General features: G+C 54.4%; 17 protein-coding genes. 4 read left to right on the forward strand and 13 right to left on the reverse strand.

Going from position 1 to position 18,060, the window contains the following annotated elements; translation table 11 throughout:
• Nucleotides 1-160: 160 nt before the first annotated feature.
• From IEX74_RS04745 to IEX74_RS04790, 10 genes are all read right to left on the reverse strand, one after another.
• The gene (locus IEX74_RS04745; RefSeq protein ID WP_188811556.1) at nt 161-505 is read right to left on the reverse strand and encodes a hypothetical protein; all 345 of its coding nucleotides are present in this window, start codon (nt 503-505) and stop codon (nt 161-163) included.
• The gene (locus IEX74_RS04750) at nt 502-870 is read right to left on the reverse strand and encodes a hypothetical protein (protein ID WP_188811558.1); all 369 of its coding nucleotides are present in this window, start codon (nt 868-870) and stop codon (nt 502-504) included. The genes IEX74_RS04745 and IEX74_RS04750 overlap by 4 nt, the downstream gene beginning before the upstream one ends.
• Nucleotides 871-959: 89 nt before the next feature.
• Entirely contained in the window at nt 960-4,211 is a 3,252-nt protein-coding gene (gene carB / locus IEX74_RS04755) for a carbamoyl-phosphate synthase (glutamine-hydrolyzing) large subunit (protein WP_188811560.1), read from the reverse strand.
• 97 nt (nt 4,212-4,308) lie between these two features.
• Nucleotides 4,309-4,677, reverse strand: coding sequence for a hypothetical protein (locus IEX74_RS04760; protein ID WP_188811562.1), 369 nt, complete (start codon nt 4,675-4,677; stop codon nt 4,309-4,311).
• Nucleotides 4,678-5,124: 447 nt separating this feature from the next.
• Nucleotides 5,125-6,210, reverse strand: coding sequence for a glutamine-hydrolyzing carbamoyl-phosphate synthase small subunit (gene carA, locus IEX74_RS04765; RefSeq protein ID WP_229755123.1), 1,086 nt, complete (start codon nt 6,208-6,210; stop codon nt 5,125-5,127).
• Nucleotides 6,211-6,326: 116 nt separating this feature from the next.
• On the reverse strand, nt 6,327-7,475 hold the full coding sequence (locus IEX74_RS04770; RefSeq protein WP_188811564.1) for an aspartate aminotransferase family protein: 1,149 nt from the start codon (nt 7,473-7,475) through the stop codon (nt 6,327-6,329).
• 88 nt (nt 7,476-7,563) lie between these two features.
• Nucleotides 7,564-7,968 (reverse strand): Imm50 family immunity protein, encoded by a 405-nt coding sequence (locus tag IEX74_RS04775; RefSeq protein WP_188811566.1) that lies wholly within the window; start codon nt 7,966-7,968, stop codon nt 7,564-7,566.
• A 54-nt stretch (nt 7,969-8,022) separates the two neighbouring features.
• A complete protein-coding gene (argC, locus tag IEX74_RS04780) occupies nt 8,023-9,006 on the reverse strand; it encodes an N-acetyl-gamma-glutamyl-phosphate reductase (protein WP_188811568.1) in 984 nt (327 codons plus the stop codon).
• Complete coding sequence (argG, locus tag IEX74_RS04785; protein ID WP_086592223.1) at nt 8,993-10,180, reverse strand: argininosuccinate synthase; 1,188 nt, start codon at nt 10,178-10,180, stop codon at nt 8,993-8,995. The genes argC and argG overlap by 14 nt, the downstream gene beginning before the upstream one ends.
• Nucleotides 10,180-10,764: a GNAT family N-acetyltransferase gene (locus IEX74_RS04790; RefSeq protein ID WP_188811570.1), complete on the reverse strand. Its 585-nt coding sequence runs from the start codon at nt 10,762-10,764 to the stop codon at nt 10,180-10,182. The genes argG and IEX74_RS04790 overlap by 1 nt, the downstream gene beginning before the upstream one ends.
• Nucleotides 10,765-11,593: 829 nt before the next feature.
• Between IEX74_RS04790 and argB the strand changes: the two genes are divergently transcribed.
• From argB to argH, 3 genes are all read left to right on the forward strand, one after another.
• Nucleotides 11,594-12,376: an acetylglutamate kinase gene (argB, locus tag IEX74_RS04795; RefSeq protein ID WP_188811572.1), complete on the forward strand. Its 783-nt coding sequence runs from the start codon at nt 11,594-11,596 to the stop codon at nt 12,374-12,376.
• Nucleotides 12,364-13,431 (forward strand): M20 family metallo-hydrolase, encoded by a 1,068-nt coding sequence (locus IEX74_RS04800; RefSeq protein WP_188811574.1) that lies wholly within the window; start codon nt 12,364-12,366, stop codon nt 13,429-13,431. The genes argB and IEX74_RS04800 overlap by 13 nt, the downstream gene beginning before the upstream one ends.
• A 215-nt stretch (nt 13,432-13,646) precedes the next feature.
• Nucleotides 13,647-14,951, forward strand: coding sequence for an argininosuccinate lyase (gene argH / locus IEX74_RS04805; protein ID WP_188811576.1), 1,305 nt, complete (start codon nt 13,647-13,649; stop codon nt 14,949-14,951).
• 3 nt (nt 14,952-14,954) lie between these two features.
• On the opposite strand, the gene IEX74_RS04810 is transcribed toward argH, so the two are convergent.
• The 3 genes from IEX74_RS04810 to IEX74_RS04820 form a co-directional block, all read right to left on the reverse strand.
• Nucleotides 14,955-15,644 carry an energy transducer TonB gene (locus IEX74_RS04810; protein WP_188811578.1) on the reverse strand — a complete coding sequence of 230 codons (690 nt, stop codon included), beginning with the start codon at nt 15,642-15,644 and terminating at the stop codon, nt 14,955-14,957.
• Nucleotides 15,645-15,824: 180 nt separating this feature from the next.
• Nucleotides 15,825-16,142 (reverse strand): hypothetical protein, encoded by a 318-nt coding sequence (locus IEX74_RS04815; protein WP_188811580.1) that lies wholly within the window; start codon nt 16,140-16,142, stop codon nt 15,825-15,827.
• An 81-nt stretch (nt 16,143-16,223) separates the two neighbouring features.
• Nucleotides 16,224-16,994 carry a WG repeat-containing protein gene (locus tag IEX74_RS04820; protein WP_188811582.1) on the reverse strand — a complete coding sequence of 257 codons (771 nt, stop codon included), beginning with the start codon at nt 16,992-16,994 and terminating at the stop codon, nt 16,224-16,226.
• A 225-nt stretch (nt 16,995-17,219) separates the two neighbouring features.
• Between IEX74_RS04820 and IEX74_RS04825 the strand changes: the two genes are divergently transcribed.
• Complete coding sequence (locus tag IEX74_RS04825) at nt 17,220-18,035, forward strand: phytanoyl-CoA dioxygenase family protein (protein ID WP_188811584.1); 816 nt, start codon at nt 17,220-17,222, stop codon at nt 18,033-18,035.
• The last annotated feature ends 25 nt before the right edge of the window (nt 18,036-18,060 follow it).

The raw sequence follows: 18,060 nt of genomic DNA on the forward strand, positions 1-18,060 counted from the left end.
GACGCACGTTTTCTTCTCATTGCGACAAGAAGTTAGGTGCTTCTTCCACCTACTTCTCGAAGCCCTAGCTGTTCCACCAGTTAGGGCTTCACCTTTTCAGGAGGTAGCCGTGTGGTGAGGTGGAATAACCGTGCGGTAGGGCAAAAGTACGCGGCCAAGATCAGAGTGCAATTTTACCGCTGCTCCATATCCAAAACTCATCATAGCCTAGAAAGAGATGGCAGTCCTGCTTGTCTTGTTCCGTTAAGGGCTCAACAATTTGCAAGGTCAAATCTTCAAGCCATTCTTTTACTGTTCGTGGTTCACCATAAACGTCTCCATATTTCCGCCAGAAACCATAGAGAGGAGCTTCCTTCGCTTTAACCAGTATTGTATCAGGCAGAAAGCAAAACTCATCATAGGTGAGCACCTGATTAGTGTAGCAGCCTTTCCCCTTACAAACAAGACCTAGGTCGTTACACCAACTTGCGTGACTTCTCGGCTCGGGTTCTTTATAAGTTCTCATGACTGTCTACTAGCTCTCACATACTTAGCATATTCCTCCTGAATCATACCCCCTGCGACAAACCTATCCGCAGCAGCGCCATAGTTTTCAATAGCAAAAGCCACAGCTTCTTCTACTGAGTCAAACGAGTGAGTAGTATCATTATCAGGGTTCAGCGCGTAGAACTCATATACATCATGGAAACCTTCGTCGCCCTCATCGAACGATTCATGATAGGCTACTGTGAACTGGCCTTCATATTTGTAAATAACTAGCCATCTTATTACTGTATAGTCTGCTTCACGGTAGTACGAAAGCCATTGTTCGACTTCCTTACCTAGGTGTGCACGTGCTGTAAGTTCTAAGCTGGAAAGATACAGAGTCATAAAACGAAGGCTCTAAAGAAAGAACGTCATGCCAAGCTCTCGCTCAACATGACGTTCTTATTAAGATGTTCTAGCCTGCGAGCGTTCTACTACGCTTCTACACTTACCGCTTGCGCCTTGAACTCCTTCCAGCTTTTGATGCTCAGGTCTTCCATCTTCAGCGTACAGAAGGCCTTAATGAAGGCTTTGGCTAGGCGGGCGTTGGTGATGAGCGGGATGTTGAAGTCGACGGCGGTGCGGCGGATTTTGTAGTCGTTGTCCAGCTCGCCCTTGGTCAGGTTCTTCGGGATGTTGATGACCAGGTCAATCTTCTTCTCGCGCAGGTAGGTCAGGGCATTGGGCTCCTGGAGTTCGTCGGGCCAGTAGACCAGGGTACTAGGCACACCATTTTCGGTGAAGAAGAGGTGCGTGCCATGGGTGGCGTAGAGGGTGTAATCATTCTGCACCAGCAACCGGGCAGCGCCGAGCAAGGCGACCTTGGAGATGATGGGGCCGCTAGAAATCAGCACCGACTTCTTCGGGATGCGGTAGCCCACCGACAGCAACGACTTGAGTAGCGCCTCCTCGGCCGTGTCGCCTAGGCAGCCCACTTCGCCGGTAGAGGTCATATCCACGCGCAGCACCGGGTCAGCGCCTTGCAGGCGGGTAAAGGAGAACTGCGAGGCCTTCACGCCCACAAAGGGCAGGTCATACACCAGCTCGCTCGCGTCGCGCTCCACATGAATGCCAAGCAGCACTTTCGTGGCTTTCTTGATTAGGTTGTTGCCCGACACTTTGGATACGAACGGGAAGCTACGCGAGGCGCGCAGGTTACACTCAATAACGCGAATTTCGCCGTTTTTCTCCAGGAACTGAATGTTGAACGGCCCGCTGATCTGGAAGCGCCTGGCAATCTTCTCGGCAATGACCTTGAGCTTGCGCACCGTGCCCACGTATACGCGCTGCGGCGGGTAGTACATGGTAGCGTCGCCGGAGTGCACGCCGGCAAACTCCACGTGCTCAGAAATGGCGTACGACACGATGTCGCCCTTGTCGGCTACGGCATCCAGCTCGATTTCCTTGGCTTCCTGGATAAACTCCGACACCACTACCGGGTACTCGGCGCTAACAGCCACGGCTAGCTTTAGGTATTCCTCCAACTCCTGCGGATTCGACACCACGTTCATGGCCGCACCCGACAGCACGTACGAGGGACGGATCAGGACCGGAAAGTTGACTTCTTTTACGAAGTCGTAGATGGCCTCCATCGTGGTCAGCTCGTTCCAACGCGGCTGCGCAATACCTAGCTCGTCCATGATGCTGGAGAACTTATGGCGGTTTTCGGCCTCGTCGATCTGGGCGGCGGCGGTACCTAGGATGGGCACATTTGCTTGTTCCAGGCGCGTGGCGAGGTTGTTTGGAATTTGGCCGCCGGTGGAGAGAATAACGCCGGTCGGGTCCTCAAACTCCAGGATGTCCATCACCCGCTCGTACGACAGCTCCTCGAAGTAGAGACGGTCGCTCACGTCGTAGTCCGTCGAAACGGTTTCGGGGTTGTAGTTGATAATGATGGACTTGTAGCCTTCTTCTGCCACGGTTTGCACGGCATTCACGCCGCACCAGTCGAACTCAACCGACGAACCAATACGGTACACGCCCGAACCTAGCACCACCACCGACTTGTCGGTTTCCGGCTCTAGGTCGTTTTCGGTGCCGTGGTAGGTGGTATACAGATAGTTGGTCTGGGCCGGGAATTCGGCGGCAAGCGTGTCAATTTGCTTTACTACGGGCAGCACACCTAGGGCCTTACGGCGGGCGCGCACCGTTAGCTCATTGGTTTTTACGTCGCCCTGGCCGAGCAACTTTACGGCTAGCTGTTGGTCGGAGAAGCCCATTTTCTTGGCTTCGCGTAGCGTCTCAGTATCGAGGGCATCTAGGCCGCCGTTGTTGCGCTTCCCTCCTAGCTGGTTGCCTAGTTCAAAGATGCCATAGAGGCGCTGCAAGAACCACCGGTCGATGCGCGTCAGCTCGTGCACCCGCTCGATGTCATAGCCGGCCTCGAAAGCTAGGTTAATGGCGAAGATGCGCTCCTCGTTCGGTTCGCTCAGCAGATGGTCGATGGTATCGTTGTCGAGTTGCTCCGTTTCGTTGCCTACAAAGCCGCGCTTGCCGGTGTCCAGCATGCGCAAGCCTTTCTGAATGGCTTCCTCGAACGACTTACCAATGGCCATCACCTCACCCACGCTCTTCATAGCCGAGCCAATCTGCCGCTGCACGCCCGAGAACTTACCTAGGTCCCAGCGCGGCAGTTTCACCACGAGGTAGTCGAGGGCCGGCTCGAAGTAGGCCGAGGTCGTCTGGGTCACGCTATTTTTCAGCTCAGCCAGTGAGTACCCTAGGCTCAGCTTGGCGGCTACGAAAGCCAGCGGGTAACCCGTTGCCTTCGACGCCAGTGCCGAAGAGCGCGACAAACGCGCATTCACCTCAATCACGCGGTACTCCTCGGAGTGCGGGTCGAGGGCGTACTGAATGTTGCACTCGCCCACAATACCTAGGTGGCGAATGGTCTTGATGCCGATGCTGCGCAGCTTATGATACTCACGGTTGCTCAACGTCTGCGACGGCGCCACCACGATGCTCTCCCCGGTGTGAATACCGATGGGGTCGAAGTTCTCCATGTTGCAGACGGTGATGCAGTTATCAAACGCATCACGCACTACTTCGTACTCCACTTCCTTCCAACCCTTCAATGACTCTTCCACCAAGATCTGGTCGGAAGTCGAGAAAGCTTTCGCGGCTAGCACGCGTAGCTCATCCTCGTTGTAGGCAAAGCCGCTACCTAGGCCACCAAGCGCAAAGGCCGAGCGGATAATCAGCGGGAAGCCGATACGGTTGCCGGCTGCCAGCGCATCTTCTACTGAGTTTACGGCTTCGCTACGGGCGGTGAGTACACCGATCTGGTCGAGCTTTGCCTTGAAGATGTCGCGGTCCTCAGTGTCGATGATGGACTGCACAGGTGTTCCGAGCACCTTCACGCCGTACTTTTCGAAGATGCCGTCGCGGTACAGGGCCACAGCGCAGTTCAGGGCCGTTTGGCCACCAAACGCAACGAAGATGCCATCGGGCTTTTCCTTCTGAATGACGCGCTCCACGAAGTAAGGCGTCACCGGAAGGAAGTACACGTCGTCGGCGATGTCGTCCGACGTTTGCACGGTGGCAATGTTCGGGTTGATCAGGATGGTGCGGATGCCTTCTTCCTTCAGCGCCTTTAGCGCCTGCGAACCAGAATAATCGAACTCGCCGGCTTCGCCGATTTTGAGGGCGCCCGAGCCGAGGACCAGAACTTTGTTGGGTTTGTTCATTCTTGTGGTTAAGTAACAGACTAGCAGGGTAGTCGTGTTAAAAAGCAGCCGCGCCGGGTTGGCTACAGCCTATTGCTTACGTGGGCAGGTGAAGTTTTTACTTGGTAAAGAGAGTGTCGCTTTTTACTATTTTCCATTCGCCAGACGGCTGCATGGACATCCAGAGTTTGATGTTTGCGGTAGACCGCTCGCCTTCCAGAAGAAATCGGAAGACGAGAGAGTCTTTTTTGGCGCTAAGATTCTCCACCTTGAAGTTTTTCGCGGTTATTCTACCGGTGCGGTTGGTTATCCGAGGAGAAACTCTAGCCGAACTCATGGCGGCGGTAACCAAATCAGCTGGCTCACCTAGCACCGCTTTCATGAGCGTCCGCTGGCCCATGTTCTTGACAAAGTAGAACGTCGCAAAAGCCAGAGCGCCGAATAGTAGCACCCACCAGTTTTGCAAACTTCTACTTTTTGCGGGCATAAGAGCGTTGCGTTGGAGTGGCCAAAGTTAGCACGTCATGCTGAGCTTGCTGAAGCATATTTACTGCTCCGGCAGCACAACGACATGTCCTATGATTCTAATAATGTCGCCACTCTGCATCTCAATAACTACCGTTTTTTCAGAAGTTATAACGGTATTTACCTGGCTGCTTGGGCCCCATTCAAAGTCTCTAGTTGCGTGGAATGAAGTTACCTTGGTTATCCTCAACAGAAAGCTTGGGTTCAAGTAGGTTCGCAAGTGAAAATCTACCACTCCAGTTTCCCAAGTGAAATTGACATGTACCAATGTGGCATCATGTAAATCTTCGAGTAAAGGCCCCATTATCAGAGGTTATTAATCAACCGGGCAGCTTTATTTTGACAACGAAGCGGTAGAGATACTTCAGCAAGCTCAGCATGACGTTCAGGAGCGCTGGTGTGCTAAAACCTAGCTGCCTTGCTCAGCCTTGTGCTTCTCTACCAAGTCTAAGAATTGGTCGAACAGAAACTCCGTGTCCTCGGGGCCGCCGGCGGCTTCGGGGTGGAACTGTACTGAGAAGAACGGCTTCGACTTATGCTTGATGCCTTCGCAGGTGCCGTCGTTCAGATTCTCGAATAACATCTCCCACTCTTCTGGCAAGCCTTTGGTGTCCAGCGCGAAGCCGTGGTTTTGGGAGGTGATGTAGCACTGCTTCGTGCCCGAGAGCAACACCGGCTGGTTGTGGCTGCGGTGACCGTACTTCAGCTTGAAAGTATCGCCGCCGGCTGCTAGGCCCATGAGCTGGTTACCTAGGCAAATGCCGAAAATAGGCTTCTCCGTACCATACGCCGTTTTCAGGTGGCTGATGGTGGGCTCGCAGGTTTTCGGGTCGCCAGGGCCATTGCTCAGGAACAGGCCGTCGTAGTCAATGCTGTTGAAGTCGTAGTCCCACGGCACGCGGATAAGCTCCACGTCGCGCTGGAGCAGGCAACGGATGATGTTCGACTTGGTGCCGCAGTCCACGAGCACGATTTTGTGCTTGCCCGTGCCGTAGCGCTGCACTTCCGGGATGCTCACGGCGTCTACCAAGTTGTCTTGGTTGGGGTCGTGCATCTCGATGTCATCGGCGGCTACAATTTTGCCGAGCATAGCGCCCTTCTCGCGCAGCTTCTTGGTCAGCAGGCGCGTGTCGATGTCGTAGATACCGGGGATGTTGTACTCAGCCAGCCAGTCACCTAGGCTTTTGGCAGAGTTCCAGTGGCTATGCTCCTCGGAGTAGTAATTGATTACCAGGCCGCTGATGTGAATCTTATCCGATTCAAACACCTTCGACACGTACTCGTAGAGCTCCTCGCCGGGCACGCCGTAGTTGCCTACCATGGGGTAGGTCAGCACTAGGATCTGGCCTTTAAAGGAAGGATCCGTGAGGTTTTCGGGGTAGCCGGTCATGGCCGTGCTAAATACCACTTCGCCCGCGGCCGAGGTGAAAGCCCCAAAGGATTTACCCTGGATTTCGGTGCCGTCTTCCAGCACTAGCTTCACTTGCTTAGTCAATGTTATATTGGCTGAATTGGGGAGGTCCCCGTGGTCGTTGCTTGCAAAAATTAGCGCCACAAAGCTAGGGCTAAAACGATAACTCCCCTCCTCATCTGAGGAAGGGAGTTATCGTTCTACGCCGTTTTGGCTTCTGCTTCTGCGGCAACTAAGGTGTACAGCGCCTGCAAAAACTGGTCGATTTCTTCCTTCTTGATGTTGAGTGGCGGCAGCAAACGCAGTACCGTCGGGTCAGAAGCATTACCCACGAAAATGTGGTGCTCCGTCAGCAGTTGGTCGCGCACGTTCTTGATGGGGAAGTCGTACTTCAAGCCGACCATCAGGCCACGGCCGCGTACTTCCTGCGCGTCGCCGTTGGCTAGCAGTTCTTGCTTCAAGTACTCGCCCATTTGGCTGGCGTGCTCCAAAAGGTTTTCTTGCTCAATAACTTCCAGCACTGCCACCGCAGCCGCGCAAGCTAGGTGGTTGCCACCGAAGGTAGTACCGAGCAAGCCGTACGACGCCTTGAACTCCGGCGAAATTAGGATGCCGCCGATGGGGAAGCCATTGCCCATGCCCTTCGCCACCGAGATGATGCCTGGCTTGATACCCGCATGTTGGTGCGCGAAGAACTTGCCGCTACGGCCGTAGCCGCACTGCACTTCATCGGCAATCAGCACCACGCCATTGGCGCGGCACAGCTCATCCAGCCCTTGCAAGAACTCATCCGACGGCATGATGATGCCGCCTACGCCTTGAATCGGCTCGATGATAACGGCGCACGTCGGCTTCTCCTGTATCAAGCGCTCCACTTCCTCCAAATCGTACGGCAGGAAGGAAATGGAGTGATTTGCGTTGAACGGCGCTACAATTTTCGGATTGTCGGTAGCGGCTACCGCGCCGGAGGTACGGCCGTGGAAAGAACCTTTGAACGCAATAACGTGGCTCTTGCCGGTGTGGAACGAAGCTAGCTTCAGCGCATTCTCATTGGCCTCCGCGCCCGAGTTGCACAGAAACAACGTGTAGTCGGGGTAGCCCGCCACCTCCCCTAGCTTCTGCGCCAGTTCGCGCTGAATTGGGATATGCACCGAGTTGGAGTAGAAGCCGATTTTCTGCACCTGCTCCGTAAGGCGCTGCACGTAGTGCGGGTGGCTGTGCCCGATGGAAATCACCGCGTGGCCGCCGTAGAAGTCCAGGTACTGCTGACCCTTATCATCCCACAGCTGCGCACCTAGGGCCCGCACCGGAGTGATGTCGTTGAGCGGATAAACGTTGAAAAGCTCCATTTTCTCTTAGCTGTTAGCTACTAGGCTAGTAGCATCTTAAGGAAATACTTACTCAAAAGAACGTCATGCTGAGCTTGCCGAAGCATCTCTACCGTGCCGTTGGAATTAGGCTTAAAACTGTTACCTGTTCTGCAACTATCGTATGCGAACCAGCAGAAGAAGAAAAAGAACAATCTATTGCATCATCCCTTTCTTCAAAAACAACGTCGAAGAAAACAAGAACATGGTCAAACACTAAAGCTGTGTTTCTCACATTATCGAACTGTAGTTCAATGGTGCAAGGTTTAAACAACTTGTAATGACCTTGCTCATCAACTTCGTGTGTAAACTCGGCTGTTGCTATTGAAAATGTGACGCTGGTTTTGTGTGAATGAACCTCAAAGGTTATTCTTTCGAGCGTTGCATCATGAAATCTTGGCCAATAACCAAAATGCTGAACTACAAGCTCGGAATTAATTATTCTATTAATTCCGAGCTTTTCATTTGCTTCCATGTAGTACTGTTCGGGAGAGATGCTTCGACAAGCTCAGCATGACCGCCTAGATAATTACCAAAGGCTAGCTTTCAATCCCAATCCCTCCTGCTCGGGTCGGCCGAACAGCAGATTCATGTTCTGAATGGCTTGGCCCGAGGCTCCCTTTACCAAGTTATCAATGGCCGACGTGATAAGCACTTGCGAACCAAACTTTTGCACGTGCAGCAGGCACTTATTGGTGTTCACCACCTGCTTTAAGTGTATCTCCTTGTCCGACACCGTCGTGAACGGCGCCGTGGCGTAGTAGTCTTTGTATAACTGCCGGGCTTCGTCCTGGGTCAGGTCGGCTTTGGTGTACACCGAGGCGAAAATACCACGCGTGAAATTTCCGCGGTACGGGATGAAGTTTACCTCAATATCGGAGCTAGGGTGTAGCTGTTCAAGGCTCTCTCCTATTTCGCCCAAGTGCTGGTGCTTGAAGGGCTTATAGATGGAGATGTTATTCGTGCGCCAGGTAAAGCCAGTCGTTTCCGTCAGCTCCCGACCAGCGCCAGTCGAGCCGGTGATGGCCGAGATGTGCACGTCGTTCGTGAGCTTGCCAGCGGCTGCGAGGGGCAGCAAGGCTAGCTGAATGGCCGAAGCGAAGCAACCAGGGTTAGCAATGTTCTGCGCCTGCTGGATTTCCGCTTTGTTCAGCTCCGGCAAGCCGTACACGAAGGCACGGCCGCCGAACTGTTTATCGGCATTCAGGCGGAAGTCGTTGCTCAAGTCAATGACTTTCGTCGACTCCGGCAAGTTGGTTTTCTCCAGAAAAGCCTTCGAGTTGCCATGCCCTAGGCAGAGAAACACTACATCTTCCGCGCCGCTGAGCTCCGAGCTAAAAGCTAGGTCAGTTTCGCCCACCAAGTCGTCGTGCACCTGGAACACCGGGTTGCCGGCGTTCGAGGAGCTAACGATAGAGATGATTTCAGCGCTCGGATGGTGCAGCAAGATGCGGATCAGCTCGCCGGCTGTGTAGCCCGCGCCGCCGACAATACCGACCTTAATTTTGTCCATCGAAGCTGCCGTGAATCCGAAGTTGGTTGCTGAAAATCTTGATGAAGCCTTTGGCGTCGCGCGAATCCCAAGCGTTGTTCTCCTCGCCGTAGGTAGCCACTTTCGACTGCATCATGTCGTAAGGCGACGAAATACCTTGCAGCTCAAAACGATAGGGTTTCAAGGTCACGTACACCGTGCCCGACACACGCTCCTGCGACGACGCAAGGAAAGCTTCCATGTCGCGCATCACGGGGTCGAGGTACTGGGCCTCATGTAGCAACGTGCCGTACCAGTTGGCGATGTAGTCTTTGTGCAGCAGCTGCCAGCGCGACGATGTGTGCTTCTCCAGCAAGTGGTGACCTTTGATCAGGATCAACGGCGCGGGCGCTTCGAAGCCTACGCGGCCTTTGATACCTAGGATGGTGTCGCCCACGTGCGTGTCGCGGCCGATGGCGTACTTGCCCGCTAGGTCATTCAGCGCTTGGATCAAGGCTACCGGGTTCATCTGCTCGCCGTTCAAGGCCACCGGCTCACCTTTCTCAAAGGTGATTTCGATGTCCTGCGGCTCAGACTCACTCAGCTGGGTGGGCCACGCCGTTTCGGGCAGACCTTTGTTGGAAGTCAGCGTTTCGACGCCGCCTACACTGGTGCCCCAGATACCCTTGTTGATGGAGTACTTAGCTTTTTCCCAGCTCATCTCCACGCCGTTCTTTTGCAGGTACTCAATCTCAGCTTGGCGTGACAGACCTAGGTCGCGGATGGGCGTGATGATTTCGGTGTTGGGCGAAATCACGGAGAAAGCCACGTCGAAACGCACTTGGTCGTTGCCAGCGCCGGTGCTGCCGTGGGCGATGTAGTCGGCGTTGTTTTCGCGGGCGTACTCAGCCAGCGCCAACGATTGGAACATGCGTTCGGCGCTGACGCTCAGCGGGTATGTATCGTTCTTCAGAATATTCCCCGCCAGCAAGTAGCGTAAGCACTCTTGATAGAAGCGCTCGGTAACGTCGATTACTTCATGTCGTGCCGAGCCGAGCTCGTACGCACGTTTTTCAATAGCGGCTAGCTCTTCTTCCGAAAAGCCGCCCGAGTTGACGATAACCGTATGGACTTCCAGGCCCAGTTCTTTCGTCAGATACACGACACAATAGGATGTATCCAATCCGCCACTGTAGGCGAGAACTACCTTTTTCATTAGTGCTTTTGGGGTTCTTCGATGAAATTGATGGTTGCTTGGGGTTTCTGCGCGTACTTGTCGTTCAGGTTGTCGTACACCATGCCGGTGCACAGGCACATTTTGCGGTCGTTTTCTTGCAGAATGTGATAGTTTTTACAGCTCATGCAGCCTTTCCAAAAGTCGTCGCTCTGCGTCAGCTCCGGGAAGGTTACAGGGCGGTATCCTAGCTCCGAGTTGATTTTCATCACGGCGGCGCTGGTCGTGATACCGAAAATCTTGGCGGCGGGGTATTTGGTGCGGGAAAGCTTGAAGACTTCGTTTTTGATGGCGCGGCCTAGGCCTTCCTTGCGCACTTCGGTGCTCACGATGAGGCCCGAGTTCACAACGAACTTGTTGTCCTCGAACGTCTCAATGTAGCAAAAGCCCGCTAGCTCATCATCGACGAATGCAATGATGGCGTCGCTATTCTGAATCTTCTTGATTAGATAGTTGGGGTCGCGCTTGGCGATACCCGTACCACGTGCTTTGGCTGATTCCACATACCATTGGCACAAGGTGTCGACATATTGAATGTCGGCGAAAGTGGCGACACGTAAAGTCATGGGGACGGCAATAGAAGTACCTACCGGGTAGGCAGTTGTCTCGAAAAGCAAAGGAATTGCGGGAACGGTGAGCCGCTTCTCTCGAAGCATGTGTGGCAGCCGGGGCGAGGCGAGTGGCCTAGGGTCCGGCAGAGGCTTAAATCCGGCTAAAACATGGCCGGGCCGGCTAGGCACCAGTGCCATTACCAGCAGATTTACAGCGTCTACACCCGTCGTCGAGTCATTGTCCGTTTGGATCTTTTGCGCAGCGACTGACCAATACGGGCAGTCCACATGCGGATATTTTTTGCAAACATAGAAACCTTGGGGGATATTGCAAGCTTCCGTGAGGGGCAAGTTACGCGCCGACACTATTCAACCAACTGATTATAAACGGGTTGGCTGATTGAAAAAGTGTTATTCGTCACGATTTGGTAACTGCGGCACCGCTTGCGTCGGGTGGAGAAACGTCGCTACCCCTTGGCTTTACGTGGCGTATGATGCAGTGTTGCTTCCGCCGCTGACAATCAGCCTGGTGTATCTAGGTTTTACACATCTCGATTACGTGCAAATCACTGTCCAAACTGTCGTACGAGCGTCTTTGTGCGGGTGCTTACATTATTCGGGGTTTGATCTTATTATAGGTATAAGACCTTTGCACTATCCAAACACATTTCTGAAATCACAGTTCATTTGTGACCTAGGTTTTGACTTGTAGAGACGCAAAATTTTGCGTCTCGTCGTTGAACAACTTGGCGCTGAACAAAACGGTAGCAGCATAAAAAACAGCATCAGCAACGACGAGACGCAAAATGTTGCGTCTCTACACGGCGATATTTATAAACAGTCAATGAGAGAACTTCTGAAAGTATTCAAGATTGGCGGCGGCATCATTGACGACAGCGCGCAGCTAGGTCAGTTTGTAACGGAGCTTTCGAAAATAACGGGCAAAAAGATCCTGGTGCACGGCGGCGGCAAAGGCGCCAGCGACATGCTGCAAGCCCTTGGCATCGAGCCCCGTATGATCAACGGCCGCCGCATCACCGACGCCGCGACCCTCGACATCGTGACGATGTTCTACGCCGGCAAGACCAACAAGCAGATTGTGGCGTTGCTGCAACAGCAGCAGGTCAATGCCTTAGGTTTGTCGGGTGCCGATGGCAACGTGATTCGGGCTTCCAAGCGCCCGGTGCGGGAAGTAGACTACGGCTTCGTCGGCGACTTGAACGACCAAAGCGTCGACGCCAATTTGATTCACCAACTGCTGCAACAAGACCTCACACCCGTCTTCTGCGCCATCACCCACGACGGCCAAGGCCAGTTACTCAACACCAACGCGGATACCATAGCTAGCTCCGTGGCGAAGGCCCTAGCTTCGCAATATGAAGTGGAGCTGCATTTCTGCTTTGAAAAAAACGGCGTGCTAGCCGATGTGCAGGATGATCAATCGGTAATTCCGCAGATTACGCCCACGCAGTACCAAGAGTTAAAGGCCAACGGCGTCATTGCTGCCGGTATGTTGCCGAAGATGGAAAATGCTTTTGCCGCGCTAGAAGCCGGCGTGGAGCGCGTGGTAATAGAGCACGCCATGAAGATCAACGAGCCTATCAAAACGGTGCTATGTCGGAGCTAGCTTCGCAGCTTTCGGAAGAAGCTATTCAGCTTCTGATTCAGCTAATTAAGACGCAATCTTTTTCTCGAGAGGAAAATCAAACGGCGGCGCTACTCTACGACTTTCTGCAAAGCCACCAAGCCAACGTCTTCCGCGACGCCAACAACGTGTGGGCTGTATCGCAAAACTGGGTGGAAGGCCGCCCGACCATCTTGCTCAACTCCCACCACGACACAGTAAAGCCCGGCGCTAGCTGGACCTACGACCCGTTCGGCGCTACCGTGGAAGATGATAAGCTCACCGGCCTAGGTAGCAACGATGCAGGCGCTTCGGCGGTAAGTTTGCTCGCGACGTTCCTGTACTTTGAGCAACACCTACAAGCCTTCAACCTGATCTGCGCCATCACGGCGGAGGAGGAAGTTTCGGGGGCGAATGGCATTCGGCGCTTGCTACCGCTACTGCCGGAAATTGACCTAGGTATCGTAGGCGAGCCGACCCAGATGGACCTAGCTATTGCCGAAAAAGGCCTAGTCGTGCTCGACTGCGTGGCCCACGGCAAAACCGGCCACGCTGCTCGCAACGAAGGCGAAAATGCTTTGTATAAAGCCGTTGCCGATATTCAGTGGATTCAAAACCATCAGTTTCCGGAAGTCTCACCGATGCTAGGTCCGGTGAAGATGACGGTGACCCAAATTCAGGCTGGCACCCAGCACAACGTGGTGCCCGACCGTTGCCAGTTTGTGGTGGACGTGCGCACCAACGAGTTCTACTCGAATGAAGAAGTAGTGCAGCTCGTGCGCGAAAACGTGCAGTCGGACGTGACGCCGCGCTCGACGCACCTGAACTCGTCGCGCATCGCGCTGGAGCATCCGTTTGTGCAGAAAGGCATACAGCTAGGGAAAAACACCTTCGGCTCGGCCACCCTTTCGGATCAATCCATGATGAGCTTCCCGACGGTAAAAATTGGCCCCGGAGACTCAGCCCGCTCACACACGCCAGATGAGTATATCTACCTGAGCGAGATTCGTGGCGGGATCAACGACTATATCCGTTTGCTGGATGGGCTAGCTCTGTAGCGCGAACCACAGGAACGTCGTAGCGCGAAGCTCCCGCTTCGCGCCGCGTTGAACGATGGGTGCTGGTTCGTTCTGACGATTTTCGTTCAACGACGCGCGAAGCGGGAGCTTCGCGCTACGACGTTCTGTTGTTTGCGCTACAGTCGTTCTTGTGGTTCGCGCTACATTTGTTCAACGATGCGCGACATCCAAGCTTCGCGCGCTATTCTATACGCATGAAAATCTGGGAGAAAGGCATTGCCGTCGATGAGAAGATTGAACAGTTCACCGTTGGCAAAGACCGGGAGCTAGACCTATACTTGGCTAAGTTCGACGTGCTGGCCTCGAAGGCACAGGCCAAGATGCTGGCGAAAGTAGGCCTGCTTTCTGAGGAGGAAAACCAGCAGCTTCAGCAAGGCTTGGGTGAGCTGGAAGCGCAGCTAGCCGACGGCAGCTTCACCATCGAACCTAGCTTCGAGGACGTGCACTCCAAGATTGAGTACTACCTGACCGAGAAGTTTGGCGACGCCGGCAAGAAGATCCACACCGCCCGCTCCCGCAACGACCAGGTGCTGACGGCTATTCAGCTGTTTCTGAAAGACTACACCAAGCAAACTGCTGCTCAGATTGTGGCGCTGGTGGAGGTACTGCTGCAAAAAGCAGAAGCCCACAAAGCCGATTTGATGCCCGGCTACACGCACTTTCAGGCCGCTATGCCGAGCAGCTTCGGCTTGTGGTTTTCGGCTTACGCCGAGCACTTGCTACTGGATATTGCCCTGTTTGAAGCCGCCCACACCGTAGCCGACCAAAACCCCCTAGGTTCGGGGGCCGGCTTCGGCAGCAGCTTCCCCATCGACCGCAAGCTGACGACCCAAGAAATGCACTTCGGCAACCTAGCCGTGAGCTCCGTCGGTGCACAGATGTTGCGCGGCAAGACGGAGAAAACGGTGGCCTTTGCCATTGCCGGCATTGCCGGCACCCTCTCGAAGCTAGCCTACGACCTCGTGCTCTACAACAGCCAGGACCTAGCTTTCGTGGAGTTGCCGGCCGCCTTCACGACAGGCTCCAGCATCATGCCCCACAAGAAGAACCCGGATGTGTTCGAGCTGATCCGGGGCCGCTGCAACACGCTCCAAGCGCTGCCGAACACCATCATCCTTGCTACCAACAACTTACCCAGCGGCTACCATCGCGACTTTCAGCTGCTCAAGGAAATACTCTTCGAGCCGATGATGCAGTTCCGCGACATTCTGGATATGCTGCTTTTCGCGCTGCCGGAGCTGAAGATCAAGCCAAACTTGGTAGACCAAGACAAGTACGACGGCATTTTCTCGGTGGAGAACATCAACCAGCTGATCCAATCGGGTACGCCGTTCCGCGAAGCGTATCAGCAGGTAGGGCGGGCCGTGAACGATGGCAGCTACGTGCCGCACAAAGACTTCCACACCACGCACCTAGGTAGCGTACACAACCTAGGCTCAGAGGAAATTCGGGCGAAAGTGGCGAAGGTGCGGGAAGGGAGCAAGGTGCTGGGAAAGTAAGGCCTACTTTTTCTGCTTTAAATCGGGCGGAGAAAAGGTGATAGGCACTGTGAAGCTAACATCTACAGGTTTGTTTTTCTGTGCTCCTGGTATCCATTTACCAAGCAAGCGGGTTACGCGTAAAGCTTCTGCATCAAATGGCTCACCCAAGCCTTTTAAAATTTTCGCGTTACTCACATCTCCGGTTTTGGTAACGGTAAAGTTGACGAATACTTTACCCCTTTTAGTCTGGCCTTTGGGGTAGCGCAAGTTTGTATTAATGCAGCGGAGAACCCCATCATTTCCTCCATCCTTATAGAATGGCATTTGTTCGACGTAATCAATAATCTTCCCTACATCTTCTGAACTAGTTTTCTCAGTAGCCTTCCTCAATGGAGCGGCTTTCACCTGCGCCCACGCTTCGCCACTCGTCAAACCTAGCCCGCACACCAGCACCAGCGCCACCAGAAACCGCCGCAGCTTCGGGCGCAACTGCAGCCTAGGAGCTAGTTGCTCGCGGCGGAAGCGGCCGCACAGGCGGCCATCGGGCGAAGCGGCGCGGGCTTGGGCTAGGTCGGCGGCGGAGGCGTTGGTGAAATCGTGTACCACCCGGTTGCAGTGGGCGCAGTGACGGCCTTGGGCGGTGAGCGTCATCTGCTGCCAATCGGCGTCGCAGGGCTGGAGATGCACGTTGAGGATGGGCAGCGCGAGCATTAGGCGATGTGGCTGAAGCACTTATCTGCGTGAAGACGTAAGCGGAACCGTGAATGCCACGCTTACCGGCTTGCCATTCTGCTGACCGGGCACGAAGTCCATGCGCTTTAACAAATGCGCCACTTCCTGGTACGTGCTGGCAGGAATGCTTACGTTATTCGGTACCGGAATCAGCTTTGCCTACGTTGGCTTGCCGCTTTTATCCACGACAAACGACATAAAAAGTTCCTTAGCACCAGCAGGCAGCGTTGGACGGTTCTTTTTGATAAAAGTCAGCAGGCCGGCATTCCCGCCTTTTTTGAAAACCGGCATTTTGTCGACGCGCGTGTACTCCTGATCATAATTTGGCAGCAGGCGGAAAGGCGAGTTGCCCTCTTGTGGCGTTTGGGTTTGGGCCCAGGCATTGTTGCCGAAAATACCCAGCCCCCAGCCAACCAACAGAACTGTGCGCAGACAGCTTAAGAGAGACGCCGGAATCACTGAAACTAAATAGCTCATAATCATCTGCTTTAAGGGTTAAACACAAGGATTGAACGCTTTATGCCTGCAAGCTCGGCTCCGGTTTTCTCAACGCCTGCTTCAATCCTTGAAATATTCCTCGCCCCTGGCATCAATGTAGCCGGGCTGGCCGGCTTCCGTGACGACCCGCGCCACCCCTTCCTGAAATGGCGCCGCGGCGCGGTACTTGGGCTTCACCAGCAGGCGTCCGTCGGCACCCAGGTAGCCGAAGTGGCCCTGCTGCTCGATGATGGGAAAAGCCGACTCGTTGTCGGCACTGGCCCGAATGGCGTCGTAGGCCAGCGGCAGCACCAGCTTGCCTTTGCCGTTGATGGCACCCCACTTTTGCCCCTGGCGCACCAGTAGCACGCCGCTGGCCAGTTCCCGAATCTCATCGTAAGCGGCGGGCACCACGGCGTCGCCGACGGTGAAGCGGTAACCTAGCTTGCCACTTTGGTGCGTGATGTGGCCCAGGCTCAGCACATCTGTTTCGGGCGCGGGAGTGGGTGGCGTGCTCAGGCGCCGGCCACCGGCGTCGATATCGAAGGTTTCGGAACCTAGGCCTACCGTGGCGCGGCCACGCTGGAAGTTACCGGCTTGTGTATAATGCAGGGGCGTAATGAGGTTGCCGCTGGTGTTGATGTAGCCAAAAAATTGTCCTTGGCGCACCCAGGCTAGGCCATCGGCAAACGGGCCCGCTTCGTCGTATTGCAGGGGCAGCACCAGATGCTGGCGCTGGTCGGCGTAGCCCCATTTAGTGCCTTGCCGAAATGGTACTAACGACGGAGAAGCAAGTTGATTTTCGGCAATTGCGCTGCCCGTAAGAAGAAGTAGGGAAAGAAGAATTTTCATTATTTAGGTGTGAGAAGGACAGGAACAGCAGTAAGATAGCAGAGCGCGCCGAAACAGAAAAGCAGTTTTAGTGGTTGATTCACGTTTTCTTCACAAGCCTAAGTCAACTTTCGCGGTTTCCGACACGTGGCCTTTTGCTACGGCAGATTTAGCTCAACCTATTCCGGACGGCCGCGCGTGTTGTATCTTTGCAGTTATCAGGCGCCGTTTTGCCGCCGCTTTCTTATGTCAACAATACAAGACTATCCCCGCTTTGTGCTAGGTAATAGCCTCACCGCAGAGCAGTTGGCGTTTTTTAAGGAATATGGCTTCCTCCATTTTCGGCCTTTCATTTCGCGCGATAGAGTGCAGGAATTGCTGCAAGCCTCGCAGCAGGTGCAGCAGCAATGGCTGGAGGAAGGCATCCAAAAAGTAAATGGCGTACCCATCAAATACGGCAAAGATGTCGATGGCTCGCGTATCGTGCAGCGCTTCGCTTTTGCTTCACACTATAGTCCCGTGCTGCACGAGTTTTTGCAGGACGCACGCTTCAAGGCGCTGTTTCCGCTGCTCGAAACGCCCGGTGGCCGGGTGGGTGAAAACGAGAAGGACGGCCTCGTGATTAACCACTATGTGAACGTGACCGGCAGCGAGTTTTCGCAGATGGGCTGGCACACCGATTCGCTACGCGACGTGTTCTACGGCAAGCGCATCGGGCCAATGCTGAACGTGGGCGTACACCTCGATGGCACGCCCGCCACCAACGGCGGTCTGCGCCTGCTCGCCGGCACGCACCGCCAAGGTTTGAAAGACATGCTCTTTCGCAAGAAGTACTACAAAGACGTAAGTGCCGACGACAACGAAATAGCCGTGGAAACCGAACCCGGCGACCTCACCGTGCACGACGGCCGCATGTGGCACCGCGTTGCGCAGTCGCCCCTCATCGGCGAAGTTTCGCGCCGCCGCGTGATGTATATTCCCATCATCGCGGGCAAATACGAGCCCAAGCACGCCAACAGCGCGACGCCCTTTTACCTGCGGTTTTTACACTTGGTGAAATAGTGAGGTGGTGAGATGGTGAAGTGAT

The organism is Hymenobacter cavernae (genome assembly GCF_014641455.1).
Lineage (GTDB): Bacteria > Bacteroidota > Bacteroidia > Cytophagales > Hymenobacteraceae > Hymenobacter > Hymenobacter cavernae.

Coding starts and splice junctions, on each gene's coding strand:
- IEX74_RS04745 (WP_188811556.1), bottom strand. CDS start 505: ATGAGAACTTATAAAGAACCCGAGCCGAGAAGTCACGCAAGTTGGTGT.
- IEX74_RS04750 (WP_188811558.1), bottom strand. CDS start 870: ATGACTCTGTATCTTTCCAGCTTAGAACTTACAGCACGTGCACACCTA.
- carB (WP_188811560.1), bottom strand. CDS start 4,211: ATGAACAAACCCAACAAAGTTCTGGTCCTCGGCTCGGGCGCCCTCAAA.
- IEX74_RS04760 (WP_188811562.1), bottom strand. CDS start 4,677: ATGCCCGCAAAAAGTAGAAGTTTGCAAAACTGGTGGGTGCTACTATTC.
- IEX74_RS04770 (WP_188811564.1), bottom strand. CDS start 7,475: ATGGAGCTTTTCAACGTTTATCCGCTCAACGACATCACTCCGGTGCGG.
- IEX74_RS04775 (WP_188811566.1), bottom strand. CDS start 7,968: ATGGAAGCAAATGAAAAGCTCGGAATTAATAGAATAATTAATTCCGAG.
- argC (WP_188811568.1), bottom strand. CDS start 9,006: ATGGACAAAATTAAGGTCGGTATTGTCGGCGGCGCGGGCTACACAGCC.
- argG (WP_086592223.1), bottom strand. CDS start 10,180: ATGAAAAAGGTAGTTCTCGCCTACAGTGGCGGATTGGATACATCCTAT.
- IEX74_RS04790 (WP_188811570.1), bottom strand. CDS start 10,764: ATGACTTTACGTGTCGCCACTTTCGCCGACATTCAATATGTCGACACC.
- argB (WP_188811572.1), top strand. CDS start 11,594: ATGAGAGAACTTCTGAAAGTATTCAAGATTGGCGGCGGCATCATTGAC.
- IEX74_RS04800 (WP_188811574.1), top strand. CDS start 12,364: ATGTCGGAGCTAGCTTCGCAGCTTTCGGAAGAAGCTATTCAGCTTCTG.
- argH (WP_188811576.1), top strand. CDS start 13,647: ATGAAAATCTGGGAGAAAGGCATTGCCGTCGATGAGAAGATTGAACAG.
- IEX74_RS04810 (WP_188811578.1), bottom strand. CDS start 15,644: ATGCTCGCGCTGCCCATCCTCAACGTGCATCTCCAGCCCTGCGACGCC.
- IEX74_RS04815 (WP_188811580.1), bottom strand. CDS start 16,142: ATGAGCTATTTAGTTTCAGTGATTCCGGCGTCTCTCTTAAGCTGTCTG.
- IEX74_RS04820 (WP_188811582.1), bottom strand. CDS start 16,994: ATGAAAATTCTTCTTTCCCTACTTCTTCTTACGGGCAGCGCAATTGCC.
- IEX74_RS04825 (WP_188811584.1), top strand. CDS start 17,220: ATGTCAACAATACAAGACTATCCCCGCTTTGTGCTAGGTAATAGCCTC.